The 14,994-nt window shown below is 54.1% G+C and carries 9 protein-coding genes; all 9 read right to left on the bottom strand.

The window, feature by feature from the left end:
• Window positions 1–56: 56 nt before the first annotated feature.
• The 9 genes from WFO64_RS19495 to WFO64_RS19455 all read right to left on the bottom strand — a co-directional run bounded on the left by WFO64_RS19495 (window position 57) and on the right by WFO64_RS19455 (window position 14,669).
• Complete coding sequence (locus WFO64_RS19495; protein WP_337013682.1) at window positions 57–1,061, bottom strand: substrate-binding domain-containing protein; 1,005 nt, start codon at window positions 1,059–1,061, stop codon at window positions 57–59.
• Between the two features lie 29 nt (window positions 1,062–1,090).
• Window positions 1,091–2,500 carry a sucrose-6-phosphate hydrolase gene (locus WFO64_RS19490; RefSeq protein ID WP_337013681.1) on the bottom strand — a complete coding sequence of 470 codons (1,410 nt, stop codon included), beginning with the start codon at window positions 2,498–2,500 and terminating at the stop codon, window positions 1,091–1,093.
• The gene (locus WFO64_RS19485; protein ID WP_337013680.1) at window positions 2,500–3,870 is read right to left on the bottom strand and encodes a sucrose-specific PTS transporter subunit IIBC; all 1,371 of its coding nucleotides are present in this window, start codon (window positions 3,868–3,870) and stop codon (window positions 2,500–2,502) included. Before WFO64_RS19485 ends, WFO64_RS19490 begins: the two co-directional genes overlap by 1 nt.
• A gap of 67 nt (window positions 3,871–3,937) precedes the next feature.
• Window positions 3,938–5,452, bottom strand: a complete 1,515-nt coding sequence (locus WFO64_RS19480) for a carbohydrate porin (RefSeq protein WP_337013679.1) — start codon at window positions 5,450–5,452, stop codon at window positions 3,938–3,940.
• A gap of 158 nt (window positions 5,453–5,610) precedes the next feature.
• Entirely contained in the window at window positions 5,611–6,537 is a 927-nt protein-coding gene (locus WFO64_RS19475; protein ID WP_337013678.1) for an aminoimidazole riboside kinase, read from the bottom strand.
• 220 nt (window positions 6,538–6,757) lie between these two features.
• The gene (locus tag WFO64_RS19470) at window positions 6,758–7,729 is read right to left on the bottom strand and encodes a ParB family protein (protein WP_337013677.1); all 972 of its coding nucleotides are present in this window, start codon (window positions 7,727–7,729) and stop codon (window positions 6,758–6,760) included.
• A complete protein-coding gene (locus WFO64_RS19465; protein WP_337013719.1) occupies window positions 7,726–8,928 on the bottom strand; it encodes an AAA family ATPase in 1,203 nt (400 codons plus the stop codon). Before WFO64_RS19465 ends, WFO64_RS19470 begins: the two co-directional genes overlap by 4 nt.
• 1,679 nt (window positions 8,929–10,607) lie before the next feature.
• Window positions 10,608–10,976: a DinB/UmuC family translesion DNA polymerase gene (locus WFO64_RS19460; RefSeq protein WP_442956167.1), complete on the bottom strand. Its 369-nt coding sequence runs from the start codon at window positions 10,974–10,976 to the stop codon at window positions 10,608–10,610.
• Window positions 10,977–11,510: 534 nt separating this feature from the next.
• Complete coding sequence (locus WFO64_RS19455) at window positions 11,511–14,669, bottom strand: inverse autotransporter beta domain-containing protein (protein WP_337013676.1); 3,159 nt, start codon at window positions 14,667–14,669, stop codon at window positions 11,511–11,513.
• Window positions 14,670–14,994: the final 325 nt, after the last annotated feature.

Here is a 14,994-nt window from a genome sequence, read left to right as displayed (position 1 = left end):
CTCCCTGCCGATGGCGGACTCAGGCAAAGCAACGCCCGGGCCGAAGCGCCGGGCGATTAGCCACGCAGCCGCAGCGTGGCAGGCAGGATAAGCTGACTATTCGCCGGGTCCTCGCCACCGATCATGGTAGTCAGCATAGAAAAGCAGGCCTGTGCGAGTGCCGGCACATTCTGCTCTACCGTGTCGATCGGAATTGAGAGCGAATCGTAGAGATAGTGGTCGTCGAAACTGGCGATGCGGATGTCACGGGTCAGCAGGCTATGCTCGCTCATATAGCGCAGCACCCCCTCCAGCAGACCGCAGGCAGCGGTAAACATTGCTTTGGGTGGACGTCCAAGCTGGTTACAGAGCGCGGCAAACATCTCGTAGCCGCTGCCGGGATGATAGTTCCCCTGAATAATCCACTCCGGCTGTGGAGTCACACCTGCCCGCGCCAGTCCCTGCCTGAATCCCGCCAGACGATCCTGGGTCGGGGAGAGATCAGACTGTCCGCCAAGAAAGTAGATCTCCTCCGGACAGGCGCGCGCCAGCTTTTCAACCAGCTCAGCGGTGGGCGTCACAGAGTCGGTGATTACCCACGGCAGCCGGGTATTGTTCATGTGGCGGTCAAACAGCAGCACCGGCAGCTGTTCACTGAGGCTGACATAGTCGCTGTCGCTCAGCATACTGGAGGCGACAATCAACCCATCGACCTGACGCGCGACCAGGTTGTTGACCACGGCCATCTCCTGAACGGCATTTTCATCGGTGCAGGAGATCAGCAACTGCAGACCCGCCGCGCGGCAGAGATTTTCCAGTGCATGAGAAAAGGCAGCGAAACCGTGGTTAGTGATCTCCGGCACCACCAGCCCCAGCGTATGACTGCGGGCGTCATGCAGCATCCGGGCATGGATGCTGGGCTGATAATGGTGTTCACGGGCAAGCGTCAGAACCCGCTCGCGCGTCTCCTTCGCCACCCGTAACTCTTCGCCACGGCCGTTGAGCACCAGACTGGCTGTGGCTTTCGAGACCCCGGCCAGCCCGGCAATATCACTGATGGTAACGCGTTTTGTTTTTCTCACGGCAAAGCATCGGTTAGTGAAACACGCGTTTATTCTACCATGCAACGACGTAACGACCAGTAGCGGGCCTGCAGTTCTGCGCGCCCGTGCAGGGTCAGCATGGCCGGAGAGTTTGGAAAATAACGGCTGCTCATCACCCCTTCTCCGTCGTTGATGAAGATCTCAACGCTGGAGTGGTCACACAGGATCTGCAACCGGCGTGCAGCCCCGGTCCAGTACCGATATGTCCATTTATCCGATACGAGGCTGCGACGGGCAAGCCGCAGTTCATTCTGCTGCCACGTCAGGATCAGGGTATCGGCGAAATTGAGCTCAATCCCGCCCTGACTCTTCAGCTCCAGTTCCAGCCGTTGTGCCGCGACCGGCGGCGCATCATCAGCACGGCCCTGATAGTGCTGCTCCTTCTCCCGCAGCGCCTGCAGTTCGGCAACAGGCTGCTGACAGAGCCGGCCATTTCGGGATCTCAGCTCGCGCAGACAGGTCATCTGGTGGATCCAGCCCTGTGTAACGGTTGGCTGAGCCATCTCTTCGCCGTCTGGCGTCCCCATCCAGCCCACCAGCAGACGCCGGCCATCAGCGGTAAGCGTGGTTTGGGGTGCATAAAATTCAAACCCGGCATCCATTTCGTTCAGCGGGCCATGCAGATATGCAGGCTGCTGATAATCCAGCGAGCCGCTCAGCCAGGCGCAGGCGTGACTGTTCAGATACCGCTTTTCTTCTGGCACGACGCCCTGCGGACAGCAGATCAGATAAGTGCTGTCGCCGAGCGTGAACATATCCGGGCACTCCCACATGTAGCCTGCGGCACCCAGACCGCCCAGTCCGCTACCCGCAATCTCGCCGAGATTCTGCCACTCCCGCAGATTTTCAGAACACCACAGCAGCACCCTGCCCTGCAGCTGATTATTTTGCGCGGCCAGTACCATGTACCAGAGACCGTCGTGGCGCCACACTTTAGGATCGCGCACGTGGCCGGTGTAACCCTCCGGCACGGCGATGACCGGGCCGAGTTTGTCAAAACCGCCCGCGCTGTTCTGCTGCGCCAGGCACTGCCACGCAGTGCGCGAGCCATCATCAAACTTCACATTACCGGTATAGATCAGCGTCAGCAGACCGTTATCGTCTACCGCGCTGCCAGAGTAGCAACCGCTGCGGTCATACTCTTCGTCCGGCATCAGGGCGATGGGCTGATGCTGCCAGTGCAGCAGATCGGCTGATCGCCAGTGTCCCCAGCATTTATGCTGATGCGCACAGCCCAGCGCGTTCCACTGGTAGAAGAGATGATAATAACCCTCGAAATGGATGAAGCCATTGGGATCGTTAAGCAGCCCGGTTGCCGGTGCCAGATGCCAGCCGGGATAGTGGCTGTCGCTAAGCGCCGTTGGTATACCCTGCATCACCGCCTGTAAAATGGCGGCAAGACGTGTTGATGAAGCCATTATTCAGAATCCGTTTTGTATTTGAGCAGGTAAGAGATCACAAACGCTGTGGTGAACGCAATTGCAATGCCGATGAGATAATTAAGCAATGAGCCAGCCTGGACAATCGCCATGCCTGGCAACCCGGTCAGTGCGACCGCAGTCATATAAACATGGACCGATACCACCCAGGCACCGCCCAGCGCGCCGCCCACCAGACCGGCCAGAAAGGGTTTCATAAACCGCAGATTAATACCAAAGATGGCCGCCTCGGTAATTCCCAGCAGCGCTGAAAATGCAGAGGGCAGCGCAATCGCTTTAATCTTTGCATCGCGGGTTTTAAACCACACTGCCAGACAGGCTCCGCCCTGAGCCACGTTTGCCATCGTCCAGATAGGCAGCAGGAAGTTTACGCCAATCGAAGGATTCCCCAGTAAACCCGCTTCAATCGCGTGGAAGCTATGATGGACGCCGGTGATCACAATCACCGAGTAGAGTCCACCAAACACCAGTCCCGCCAGCCAGCCGGCGTGAGCAATCAGAGTACTGAGGATAAAGGAGATGCCATCACCCAGCATACGACCAGCCGGACCGATAATCAGTAGCGCGATAAAGCCGGAGATAATCACCGTCAGGAACGGTGTCAGGATCAGATCCAGCGCATCCGGGATAACCCGACGCAACTGCTTTTCCAGCATGCTCATAAACCACACCGCCAGCAGCACCGGGAACACCGTGCCCTGATAGCCGATCATCGCCACTTCAATGCCGAAGAAGTTCATGGTGTGGAAACCCGCTGCGACACCCCAGGCATTGGTCAGCGCCGGGTGAGTCAGAATGCCACCCAGGGTGGCGCCAAGAAACGGGTTACCACCAAACTCGCGGGCAGCCGTAAAGCCAATCAGGATCGGCAGGATTATAAACGCCGCCGAGCTGCACATATCCAGCATAATGTAGAGCGCATTTTCCGGATTGACCCAGCCGTAGGTTTTGACCATTCCCAGCAGGCCCATCAGCAGACCTGACGCCACAATCGCGGGAATGATCGGCACAAAGATATTCGACAACAGGCGTGCGATGCGCTGGAAAGGATTAAGCTTACGTGCCGCAATATCAGCGGCCTCAGACTTACTCGATTCGCTGATGCCCGCCTCAGCGATAAAGGCGGCGTAGACCTTATTCACCACGCCAGTCCCGAAGATAACCTGAAGCTGTCCCGCATTACGGAAGCAGCCTTTAACCCCCTCAATCCGACCAATCGCGGTGGTATCGGCTTTTTCATCATCTGCCAGTACCAGACGCAATCGGGTGGCGCAATGAGCCGCGCTTGCGATGTTCTCTTTGCCACCCAGCAGGGGCAGTAATACCCGCGATATTTTTACATAGTCCATACACACCTCAGTCTTGTTATGTTTTTATCCGCGTGGATAACAGGCCCCGGCATTCGGGGCCAGCCGGTCAGAACCAGGTTTCCATTTGTACGCCGAAGTTCCATTCGCCACCGGCATCGAAGCCTTTACTGCCGAACGCGTCGTCACTGGCATAGTTATCCAGCCGGTGATCCCAGTTCATCCAGGTTGCAAAGAGGCGAATTTCAGGGCGTTTGAGAAAGTCACCGACATCGCCGCCTTTCAGGGTTGGTGCGACGGTGAGTTTGGTAAAGCTGCCGCTGACCGCATTACGGTTGTGGTAGCCTTGCGGACGCAGGTCCATGTACTGATAAGAACCTTCATACTGCATCTCAACGTTTTGAGTGATTTCCTGAATCAACCGCAGGTTGACTGTCGCCCAGTCATAACTGTCACCTTTGACATAACGATCCTCACTGCGTTGTGTCAGTAAGGCAGGCGCAATATGCCAGCCAGCGCCGAGCGGGGTAATACCGTAACTCGCCAGCCGCCAGCTATTGGCTTCCGGCAACAGCGCGCCGTCAGATCCAATCGACTTCACCTCTGCACCCAATCCATGACCAACAAGCAGCGCAGTTTTCGATGAGCCTTCTGTGAGCCCATAAAAACTGTCGTTATGCAGACCCAGCAGCGCATGAACGCCGGTTTCCGCCGCATCGCTTTTGACTCTGTTACCGTCGATATCCTGGCGATCGTCGTTGTCTTTCGCCCGCATTCCGCTGACCATCAGCTGCACGGGGCCGACAAAATTATTCAGCGACAGGATGTAGTTCTGGGCGGTGTTTTCATTGTTTTCGATGTCGCCAAATGTACGACCATAAAGCGAGATGTTGCTGCGTGCCTGATCGTTCCATTTCATGTCGTCAATACCGGCACCGGTACCGGCAAGAAAGAGAACATCGGAGTCGATCCAGTGAATATCAAAGTTGTCACGATCAAAGCGCTTACCGGCCCAGACCGTTGCGTTATCAAACGCGCCGCTGAAGGTAGGAAGCTGCCCCAGCTCGACAAATGCCTGACGCAGATTGAGATCGCTACTGGCGGCCGTCCAGTCATTGTAGGTGCGCTGCCCATCAGCCAGCATCGCTTTGAAACGGGTAGTGGCACCATTGTCCAGCGTCTGCTTGTGTTCGAGGTTGAGTTCAACGTAGGTATCCGGCTCATTACCGAGGCGGCCAACATGACCGCCGGTTTCCCCGGCAGGCGTCACGGTCGGGCCACCCTGGGTTTTAGCGGCCGAACTGTTCATCAGCAATCCGGAACGGGCATAACCGTGAAACTCGAAGCCACCTTGATCGGCGGATTGCGCCTCCCGTTTCGTGGTGCGCTCTGCGACCCGGGCGGTGGAGGTCTGGGTCTGCCGCTGAACTGACGCCAGCTGCTGAGCTTGCTTCTCCGCAATCTGCGCACGTGTTTCAGCAGCATTTGCCCGCTGCTCGGCTGCCTGCAGTCGCTGCTCCATCGCCGCGAGACGCGCTTCAATGCTGCTCATGCTGGGATCGGCCCAGACCGATGTGGAAAGAAATAGTGTTGAGAGGGTTACCGCAATCGTGCTTTTTTTCATTTTTTTGTCCCTGATCAGAAGCTATCATCACTGGTATTTTTTTGCTAAACCGATTTAGGCGCAAATCATAGCCACGGGTAATTTCCCTGCGCAATGAAAACAGCTAAACCGGTTTAGTGAATGTGAGATAGCTCGCAAAACAGAGGCACTTGAGACGATTAGCCTGCCCGTTCCTCCAGCTGGTAGAGCCACGGAAGTGCTGTCATGGCACCCTTAGCCGTGGTTGCCAGGGCGCCGCAGCGCTGTGCACTGGCAAGGCAGATGGCCAGCTGCGATTCATCGGCAGGCAGACCCGACTTCGCCAGTCCCCAGAGTAATCCGGCCACGAAGGCATCACCTGCGCCCGTGGTGTCGACGCTGACCACGGGCCGGGTGGCATAATGGGTTATCTGGCCCTGATAGCAGGCCATCACCCCTTCCCTGCCCTGCGTGACCAGTAATAAGTTAATGCTGAATCGCGCGGCCAGCGTCAGCATGCTGTCAGCCGGTTCCTGGTCCGGACAGAGAAAATTGAGCTCATCGTCGGACAGTTTAACCACGTCGGCGTAGCTCAGCGCCTCGTTCACCACCTTATGCAGCCGTGCCAAATCGGGCCAGAGGTCGTCACGCAGATTTAAATCGAAACTGACATAGCCGCCTGCTGCCTGGACCCGCTCCATGGCGGTCAGTGTCGCCGTGCGTGAAGGTTCCGCGGATAAGGCGATCGAACAGCAGTGCAGCCACTCCCCGCGCCGGAACTCAGGCAGGTCTGCCACCTCAAGAAACAGGTCAGCGCTTGGTCGCACCATAAAGGTAAAGGAACGTTCGCCCTGTTCATCCAGCCCGACCACCACGGTTGAAGTACGGTGCGGTGGATCGGCTATCATGTAGCAGGTATCAACCTTCTCTTCACTGAGCGTCTCCCGCATAAATTGACCAAAAGGATCAGCGCCGACCCGGCCGATAAACCCGCTGTTTCCCTGCAGACGGGCAATTCCAACGGCGACATTGGCGGGTGCACCGCCAGGACACTGCATCAGGCGACCCGGCATTTCGGGGAGCAAATCCACCACGGCATCCCCGAGGCACCATACGCGAACAGACATAAAAAACTCCTCTGATAAAACCTAAAAGCTAAACCGGTTTAGCTATAGCGCTAAACCGTCAGGAGTTCAAGCGTTACTCTGCTGAAGTGATGCGTAATTAACAAAAGTATTTATCCGGTGATGGCGTCAGACAAGGATAACGCTGCCCAGAGGGTGGTGAATGACAGAATAAAAAACCGGCACAGAGGCCGGTTCTGATTGCAGAGAAGCGTGATAAAAGTTATTTCAGCGTAGAGAGTATCTGTCTGATCGACGCATCAATCTGTTCAGCAATATCTTTTGGCAGGCGACTGAATTCATACTGCACAGTGCGCTTCTCATCATTGGTTTTACGACGCGCATAGGTATTGGCTGTGGTAAATGTTGCCAGTTTTTCTGTCACCGTCTTGCTGACAGGCACCGGTTTTTTTAACTGGCGACGAGCACTTTTGAAGCCATTCAGGATAGCGCTCTTCTTCTCATCCGCATTGGTATTTTGCAGGGCATTTTCTGCATTCAGTTTTTGCTGAATTTCACTGACCAGCCCCGAGACATCGACCGCCTCTGCTTTCGCCTCTTCCCAGACGTCAAGCAGCAACTGATAATCCTGTAGTGTCAACTCTGATACGATCGGGAAGAGTTCGATAAATTCAGCGGGCACGGCTGCTGCCTGGAACGCACGTGATACTTTGGCGTTGGAAATACCCTCAGCTTTAGCAATCTCTGTTTTGCTCATGCCGTTTTCGTTCATCAGCATAAAGCGCAGGCCTAACTCACGCAGATTATGCTCTTTAGCCGTTTGAATATCAGCGGCCAGCTGACGCGCATCACTGAGGCTCAGTTCATCAGCGGTGACCAGCACTTCCAGACTGGCACCGGAAAGAATGCAAGCGGCACGGCGGCGCGAACCATCCATGATCTCAATCCGGTCACCGTCTACACGACCAATAGCCGGGAAAAACTGCTGTAGCGTAATGGTGCGGGTGATCTCCTGAAGCGATTCCGGCGTCAATGTGCTTTGATCACGTCCGTTAATTTTTGGGTCAACGCTGGTTCGGGTTTCAATATCATCATGCGGGATTAACTGCCGCACAAAAGTCGCCTTCGCGCCTGATTTCAGCGTAAAGGTGCGCGACTGACTGCTGCTGTCAATCATGCTCGCGATAGCAGAATCACCAAATTTGCGGCCAATGCGCTGTATCGGTTTGCTCACAGAGTACTCCTGATATATTCGATGCGGTCAAACACAGCTCGTGAAAACTGCTCGGCTTCATATTTAGCTTTGCGCAGAGCGTCCGCACTGCCTGGATAGGAGGAGGGATTAGCACTGATCACCGTATCAAAGGACTCGCCACAGCGTTCAAATCCATCCAGCCGCGGTAAGCTGCAGTCCAGCATTGATTTGGTAAAGACTTCCCGGGCATAGCTTTGAGAAGTCAGATGATCATGTTTGGAGGTCATTTTGGACATAAAACCAATATTGGCTTTAAGCCGTGGTTCAATGCCTTCTGACTCAATACGCTCCAGCATTTCCGGCAGGCGCGTCAGATACTTCATAGTGGAATGGAAATCCACCTGTGCCGGAGGCGTCGGGGTCAGCAGTACATCACTGGCTGCAATTGCATTCAGCATGAATGAATCAAGGTGAGGGCCGGTATCAAGCAAGATGAAATCGTAATCACCCGCCAGACGATCAATGACATTACGGCGCAATACTTCTGAGGGTGCAACGCCGGGGAGATGTTCAGCAACCAGTTCTTCCCAGTCGCTGGCAACAAAACCATCGTCTATAGACGCTGGGATCACATCAACGCCGGGCATGACGGTAGGTTTAATAAACTGTTCACGAAGCTGGTCAGCATCGAGATCGTTGAGCATGGCCTGAGCTGCCGTCTCAAGAACGGAACCTACACTGTTGGTATGGCTCAGGAACATCGTGCTTGATGCCTGTGGATCCAGGTCAATAACCAGTATACGCAGGTCATTGTGCAACATAGAAGGATGTGCGCGCATACCGTGGGCCAGCGTAACGGTACTGACGGTTTTGGAAACGCCGCCTTTAAGACTGACAACGAATACCACAAAAGGGCCATCGTGACGATCGCGGTATTTCGGTACCTTACGGTGTTGGTAGATATCGACTACGTTCTGGATTGTCAGGGCATATTGCGAGGTACTCCCGGTCTGTTTCTTACCAAACTGATACCCTGCAGCTTCCATATCACCAATCGCGGCGACTACAGCGTGCTTACTGAGCAATGGCATGTTAGCGACAGCATTGCGTGAGAAGGTCTGATAAAAACCAGTCTGGTTAAATTCCTGACGCTGCTGCTCAATGTGGTTACTCAGTCCATGTAACATGGAATTAGCCCGCGTGGCCATTTCCAGCACTCCACCGTAATCACGCTTCATAAGCCCCTCTGCATTAATGTTTTTTTGCATACTACACAAAAACCTCATACCTGCCAATTTTTTGGAAAAATCCCAAAAACCTGGATTTTTTTCATAGACGATGAGATTTTGCGGTGATTTTAAAGTGGAGAGCTTTTTGCACTGTCATTTTGTTATTAAGATTGAATGACTGAGCGGGTAGAACTTCAGGGGGGTGGGCAGGAAACAGATATTTTAAAGTGGGTTTTCGCAGATTTCATATGAACAGAACCTGCTTCTGATAACGCCTTCTGCCGGACAGATACCAGAGCATGAATATGAATCTTTATGATCTTTCGAGGTGTTTTCATCATGAAAAATATCAAAAAATATCATATAAATCATGAAGTTAATCGTTAATTTCATGGGTGAACATTGGCGGTGAGAGGTGATTACTTGCTATGTATATTTCAGCTGAGAATTTATTCACGCTAATATTCTTACAGTCTATTGTTAGCTATACGTCATGGATTTGAATGTAAAGTGAGCTGAATGACCGACCGTGACTACTTTCAGTAAATCCGTTTGAGCATTTCTGATAAATTCAAAACTTGTCCTACCTTTTTATCATGACCCTTTAAACGAGTTGATTGCCACTTTTTAAAAGTGTCACACAACAGTTTTCTCCCCTGGGAAAAGAGTTCTTTCTTATCAGGCTGAGTTCAGGCCATAAAGTATGGCTTTGTTTCATCTGACTACTTTAGTGATGTCATTAATCACATAATGAGACCGTAAGAATGGACCCTAAGCGCGGGGGAGGGGCGGGGTACACTCATAGCGGCAAAAGTGGCAGCAAATCTAACTGCACATTTCATGATGAGAGAGCAATACCAGATGATGATTATTCTCGCTCAGTCATCCTGAGTTTAAGCCTGGAAGCGTTATCTCTTTACTATGCTGCCGGTCTTACCATGCTTAAAAATGAGACGACTTACCCGGCGCTTACTTTTTTGCACTGTTCATAGTATTGAGCGCTATCTGCCTTCTTAGTATCACTCATGTTTAATCAGTGATACCAACGACCATTTTGTCGTTCTTATGTCGCATGTAGTAATCAATATCATGGTGTTTTCATCACGAAAATTTCATATAAATTGTTATTTATCAAACAGGTAAATGTTTAATGTCAGGGTGAAACATCCTGATTAACATTGATACCTTTGCCGATGCCATGTTCGAAACCAGACTGTCTTATTGTAAAAAGCCGTTTTATGTTGAGTATCAGAAAGTCATGGAGTATTCAGGACTGGAAAGAAAAGGGTGGAGGGCTTTCCCACCATTGTTCATATTGCCTACGAAACCTTATGTGGCCCACATATTGAATTCAGAAGGGCAGAAAAACAGAAGCCCGTCCCAGGATTTTGACTGCAAAGTAAAGCATCTGTGTCATCTATTGCCATACCATTCAGCCGTCTGTGAATGAAACTGACTGGGAGACTGCAGAAACAACGTCTCGCTTTGGAAAAAACGGATTTATCCTGGAACGCATTCTGTCACATGATCTGATCCCGATGAGGCAGTTACTGATATACACCGTGATACTCACTGGAATCAGGATTTTAATGCCTTGAAGTAAGCACGCAGTTTAAAGGGCGGTTTCATACCTTCACCCCTGCATTGATAGGGGATCTGACACAAAGTCCATTACGCTTTCTGCGTGCTTATTCTGTCTTGCAGAAGGCTGTGTTCGAATACTGCGGCTCATCACCGTGGCGGCCGGTGGAAATTGATACACTGATATGACGACAGCGCCAATTCCGCTCCCTCAGCTTTTCCGCCGCATACGTGGCATACAGCACAACTGCCTGCTGCCTGTCTTCCCGCTGTGTGATGCGCTCGCCAAATGAAAGCGCATTCACCATCTGCTGCTTAAGCGGTGGTGCCTCTTCACGCGCCAGGCAGGACTCGCCGTTGAGTTCACGCGCGATCCGCTCGACAATAACGTCGAATATTTTCCGTATCATGCTGACGTCGCTGTCAGCCAGCTGCGGGGCGGTGGTCATGCCCTTGCCGGAGAACTCACGCCACACAACCGACCCCCCTCACAAATATCGGCTTTTCGATACCGCCGGTTTACCGCCGTGCGCCTTGCAACGTCCCCCCTTAATCACACTTTTCCTGGTACCGGAAAAGCGTGAAACAGGCCGGTCTTATTTCAGGCTCGTTTTCGCGTCGCCTTAACGGCGCGATCCGTCGCGCAACACGCGTGCCATTGCGCTGTCAGGCGCCATCTGGCCATTGTTCTTTTTCGCCGCGCCTTTAGCCCCTGTGCGGCCGGCAGAATCCTTGCCAGCACGGCCTCAGGAAAGCCGCCACTGAATACAGTCTTCCCGCTAATTTGTTATCCTGCGCCCGGTGACGTGAATATTCGGATACACGGAATGCACCAGTAAAAACGATGACTGCTGGTCGCATTCCGAAACATGCCCGTCCCGATAAGCGTAAACTTTCCCGGATGGGCACTCAGCGCCAGCCTCTTCTTTATCTCCATCATTCATTCGCCTCAGCCATCTCGCGTGAATGCGGGGAAGAATAAAAGCAATAATTAAAAAAAAGTCTGAATGCTAAAGACCCTGTCGACACACCACGCTGTGCGAATAACGGTAAGTCAGTGTGTACGCGAAGCCCATCTGGAGATCGATGGCCTCGTATTTGCCGGTGCTGATATGTTCTTTCGACCAGACGACTGAGCCCGTGGAAAACGCTGAATAAGCGGTTATGTCACCCCACTCGTTCCACAGCGCGCCCGGGGCGCGGACCCGCGTAGCGACGGAATCGTTCAGCTGGGTCAGCTGCGCAGCAGCAGGCAGACTGTAGGCTGACTGCGATGTACAAAACGTATTTGCGTCGGGCCAGCGCAACTGGGTTTCACCGTTACTTATGTACCAGTCTTTAAGAGTGAAACTGTACCTGATGATGTTCCCCTGACCACTTGTCGGCGTACCCGTAATGGTCACCTTATTACCTGTGCCTGTACCAGTGAACTTAACCACCCCGTCTGTCACTGAGACCCAGCTGCTGGCGTCTGATGACCAGCTGTAGTCAGTCGCCTTCTTGCTGTCCTTCGGCACAATAGTAAACGTTGCACCAGTAAAGCCGGTGGTCGGGAATGTCCCCTCTTCGCTGGTTTGGGCAAAAATGTGAGTGTTGACCTGAGTATCGATGTAGGCGGGGGCCTCATCTCGCAGCGTAACGGCATACTTCCCAGACTGCGCGGCAGTATCCCACCCACTCAGCTTCAGCGAAGCCTGGTTGTCCGTGCTGACCGTCTTAGCCGTGTAGGTCACTGTGTACGTCCCGTCATTATTGTCTTTCCAGCTGCTGCCCGTTTTAAGGCGGGCGTTCGGCACCGTCACCGTTGACGTGCTCAGCAGTCCCGCGTCGCCCGTCAGCGCCGAGCCGCTTTTGTCCTTCAGGGTCACCGTGATAGCGATGTCGTCGCCTGAGACATAGGTGGTGGTGTCGGTTTTAATGGTGGAGGTCTTCTCATCCGGTGCGGTGTCCGTCAGGGTCACCGTCGCGCTCAGGCTTCCCATGGCCGTACTGTTGTATTCCGGTACGATGGTGTATTTGCCCGCAGTAGCCCCCTTCAGGGTTCCCGTGTACGTGCCTTTTGTGCTGCTTTCCGTGATCGTACTTATCGTGATGATACCGTTGGCCGGTGTCTTACCGCTGCTGTCCTTCACCGTGAACGTCAGGCTGTCCGTAAGCCCGGTCAGGGCATTCCCCTGCGCGTCCTTCTCAACCAGCGTCAGCACGGAGGTCGCCACATTGTCGGCCGCAATCGTCTCCGGGGTCGCCGTAAATACAGACTGTCCCGCATCCGGCACTGTGCCGCTGATGGTCAATCCGGCCGGAGAGAGCGTGATGCCACTCACCGACGGCGTTAACGTCACCGTCTCATTATCCGTGCCGGCCGTCACGGTCACGGTGTAAACCCCGGCGGATTTTCGGGTCAGCGCCGAGAGCGTGGCGCTTTTTAGCGCGCTGTTTTTCAGGCTGATGTCTTTTATATCGAGGTCCACCACCTGATTATTTTCATCTTTCAGCGTCAGCGTCAGCTCCTGCGTACTCTTCCCGTCCGCCGGCAGCACGCTGCTCACCGGCGTGAAGGTGGAGGTCTGTTTATTCACCTCCGGGGCCAGCACTATCACCTGGGTGTCACTCCGGTCAGAGCGGTTGCCTTTCGTGTCCACCGCCACGCCGCTGACGGCGTAGGTGTTCACACCCTGCGCCGAAGACTGGTACACCGGGAGCACCACCGCGTAATCTGCGCCATTCTGTGCGATTTTACCGCCTGCCGCAGTCAGGGTGGAGGCGTCCCAGTCGATGCGGGACAGCCCGTACGTACTGGTCACGGAGACGCCCAGGGACTTCTGCTCCCCGGGGCGCCCCATCACCCGATCTGCCGTGTGCAGCCGGATGATCTCTTTCTTGCGATACTCCAGCACGATGTTGTTGTTGCGCTCCACCAGGTCATACCGGCTGCCAGCCAGTCTGCGCATCGCTGCCACCGCCTTCGGGTCCACCTGGGCACGCCACGGCACCCCGAGCTGGTAATTCATGTCCACCGTCAGCCGTCTGTCGCTTTTCCCAGACTGGCCCTGATGCTGCTCCGCCCCCAGGATAATCATCGGCACCGGCGTATAGTTAATTCCGGCCGTGATGGCGTGCGGGTTTTTCTGGCGGTTGTCCACCCCAAACAGGGCGACCTCTTTGCCATAGTACTGCTCAAACATCAGCTTGCCGCCCAGCTGCGGCAGGGATGGCACCCAGACCTGCGCCCGGATATCCCAGCCGTTGGCCGGGCGTTCCTGGTAGTCGGCCTGGTCCGGGGAATCCTTCCAGCCCGTCAGGCGCAGGTAACCGTTGGCGCCCAGCTTCAGGAAATCACGCCAGTATTCCACCCCGGCGCCCATACGTGCGTGATCCCGGGACAGGTCGTAATCCCCGAACAGGTTCCCGCCCAGCATATATGCGGGGGTGAAGTGGCGCCACCCGGCGCCGAGGCTGGTTTGGGTCCGGCCACCGGTGCGGTGCAGGCTATCGTGGGTGTAGACCAGCTCATCACTCAGGTCATACAGGGGTATCAGCAGGTCGAATTGCGAGTTCTTAAGGGATAAGTTTTTATCCGCATCCAGCTGCACGCGGGCGGTGCCAAAACGGCTCAGCCACTGCTGGATTTCACCGCCAGCAGCACCAGTAGCCATGCCGCGGGCCATGGAGGCGGCAGTATAGCTACTGGCGCTGCTGGCCAGGAAACTGCCGGTCTGTGAGGCATACCCGGCCACCTTCTGCGCCTTCTCATCGTCCTCTTCAGCGGAAACCGACCTGTCGGGAAGGGTGGTCACTGACGCGATTTTATTCTCCTTTGCCGTCATCAGCGGCACATCAACGTCATTCCCGACCTGCAGGCCGTTCAGGCCGCGTGCGAATGTGCGCCACTGATTGAGCTTGCGCAGCTGATCCAGGGTCAGGTGGTATTTTTTTGCAACAGAAGCGGCGGTCTCACCGGGACCCAGAGTGTAGGTCTGCGTGTGCTGCGCGGACAGTGGCGCAGGTTGCTGCAAAAAATGCTGTTCCGTGGTCATGGCCATCGCTGGAGTGAAGGCCATGACCAGGGCAACGGCCACCTGTACGGCGATGTTGAGCCAGATTAGACAGCGCAGCCCTGGTGTAATAGTCGCGTCCGCGGTCGGATGCAAAGAGGGTGAACCTTTCATTTTTGTTATCCCGGTACCAAAAACACGAATGAATTAATCGGATACTCGCCGGGCAGGCACGGCAACAGACAGCCGTAGGCATATTGCACCACCCAAGGCCGGAGATGATTAATTCATGAAAGTAACGAGATTATACGGAGAAGATGAGTGATCGACAAAAATGATCCTTTGGCTTAATTTAATTAACCAAAACGATCAATGTGCGCGCATTGATCGTTCGCGCCGATCTATATTGCTTATTAATAAATAACAAAACATTAATATTCAATGAGTAATTATTTTTTTTGCAGCAAATCAAATAAAACAGAAACAGGTAATTACGCGC

This window comes from Pantoea sp. AS142 (assembly GCF_037152305.1).
Classification (GTDB): domain Bacteria; phylum Pseudomonadota; class Gammaproteobacteria; order Enterobacterales; family Enterobacteriaceae; genus Pantoea.
This window is presented reverse-complemented; position numbering and strand designations above follow the sequence as displayed.

What these genes read in the sequence shown, in the direction of transcription:
- WFO64_RS19490 (WP_337013681.1), bottom strand. Translation starts at nt 2,500, where the DNA reads ATGGCTTCATCAACACGTCTTGCCGCCATTTTACAGGCGGTGATGCAG.
- WFO64_RS19485 (WP_337013680.1), bottom strand. Translation starts at nt 3,870, where the DNA reads ATGGACTATGTAAAAATATCGCGGGTATTACTGCCCCTGCTGGGTGGC.
- WFO64_RS19480 (WP_337013679.1), bottom strand. Translation starts at nt 5,452, where the DNA reads ATGAAAAAAAGCACGATTGCGGTAACCCTCTCAACACTATTTCTTTCC.
- WFO64_RS19475 (WP_337013678.1), bottom strand. Translation starts at nt 6,537, where the DNA reads ATGTCTGTTCGCGTATGGTGCCTCGGGGATGCCGTGGTGGATTTGCTC.
- WFO64_RS19465 (WP_337013719.1), bottom strand. Translation starts at nt 8,928, where the DNA reads ATGAAGCGTGATTACGGTGGAGTGCTGGAAATGGCCACGCGGGCTAAT.
- WFO64_RS19455 (WP_337013676.1), bottom strand. Translation starts at nt 14,669, where the DNA reads ATGAAAGGTTCACCCTCTTTGCATCCGACCGCGGACGCGACTATTACA.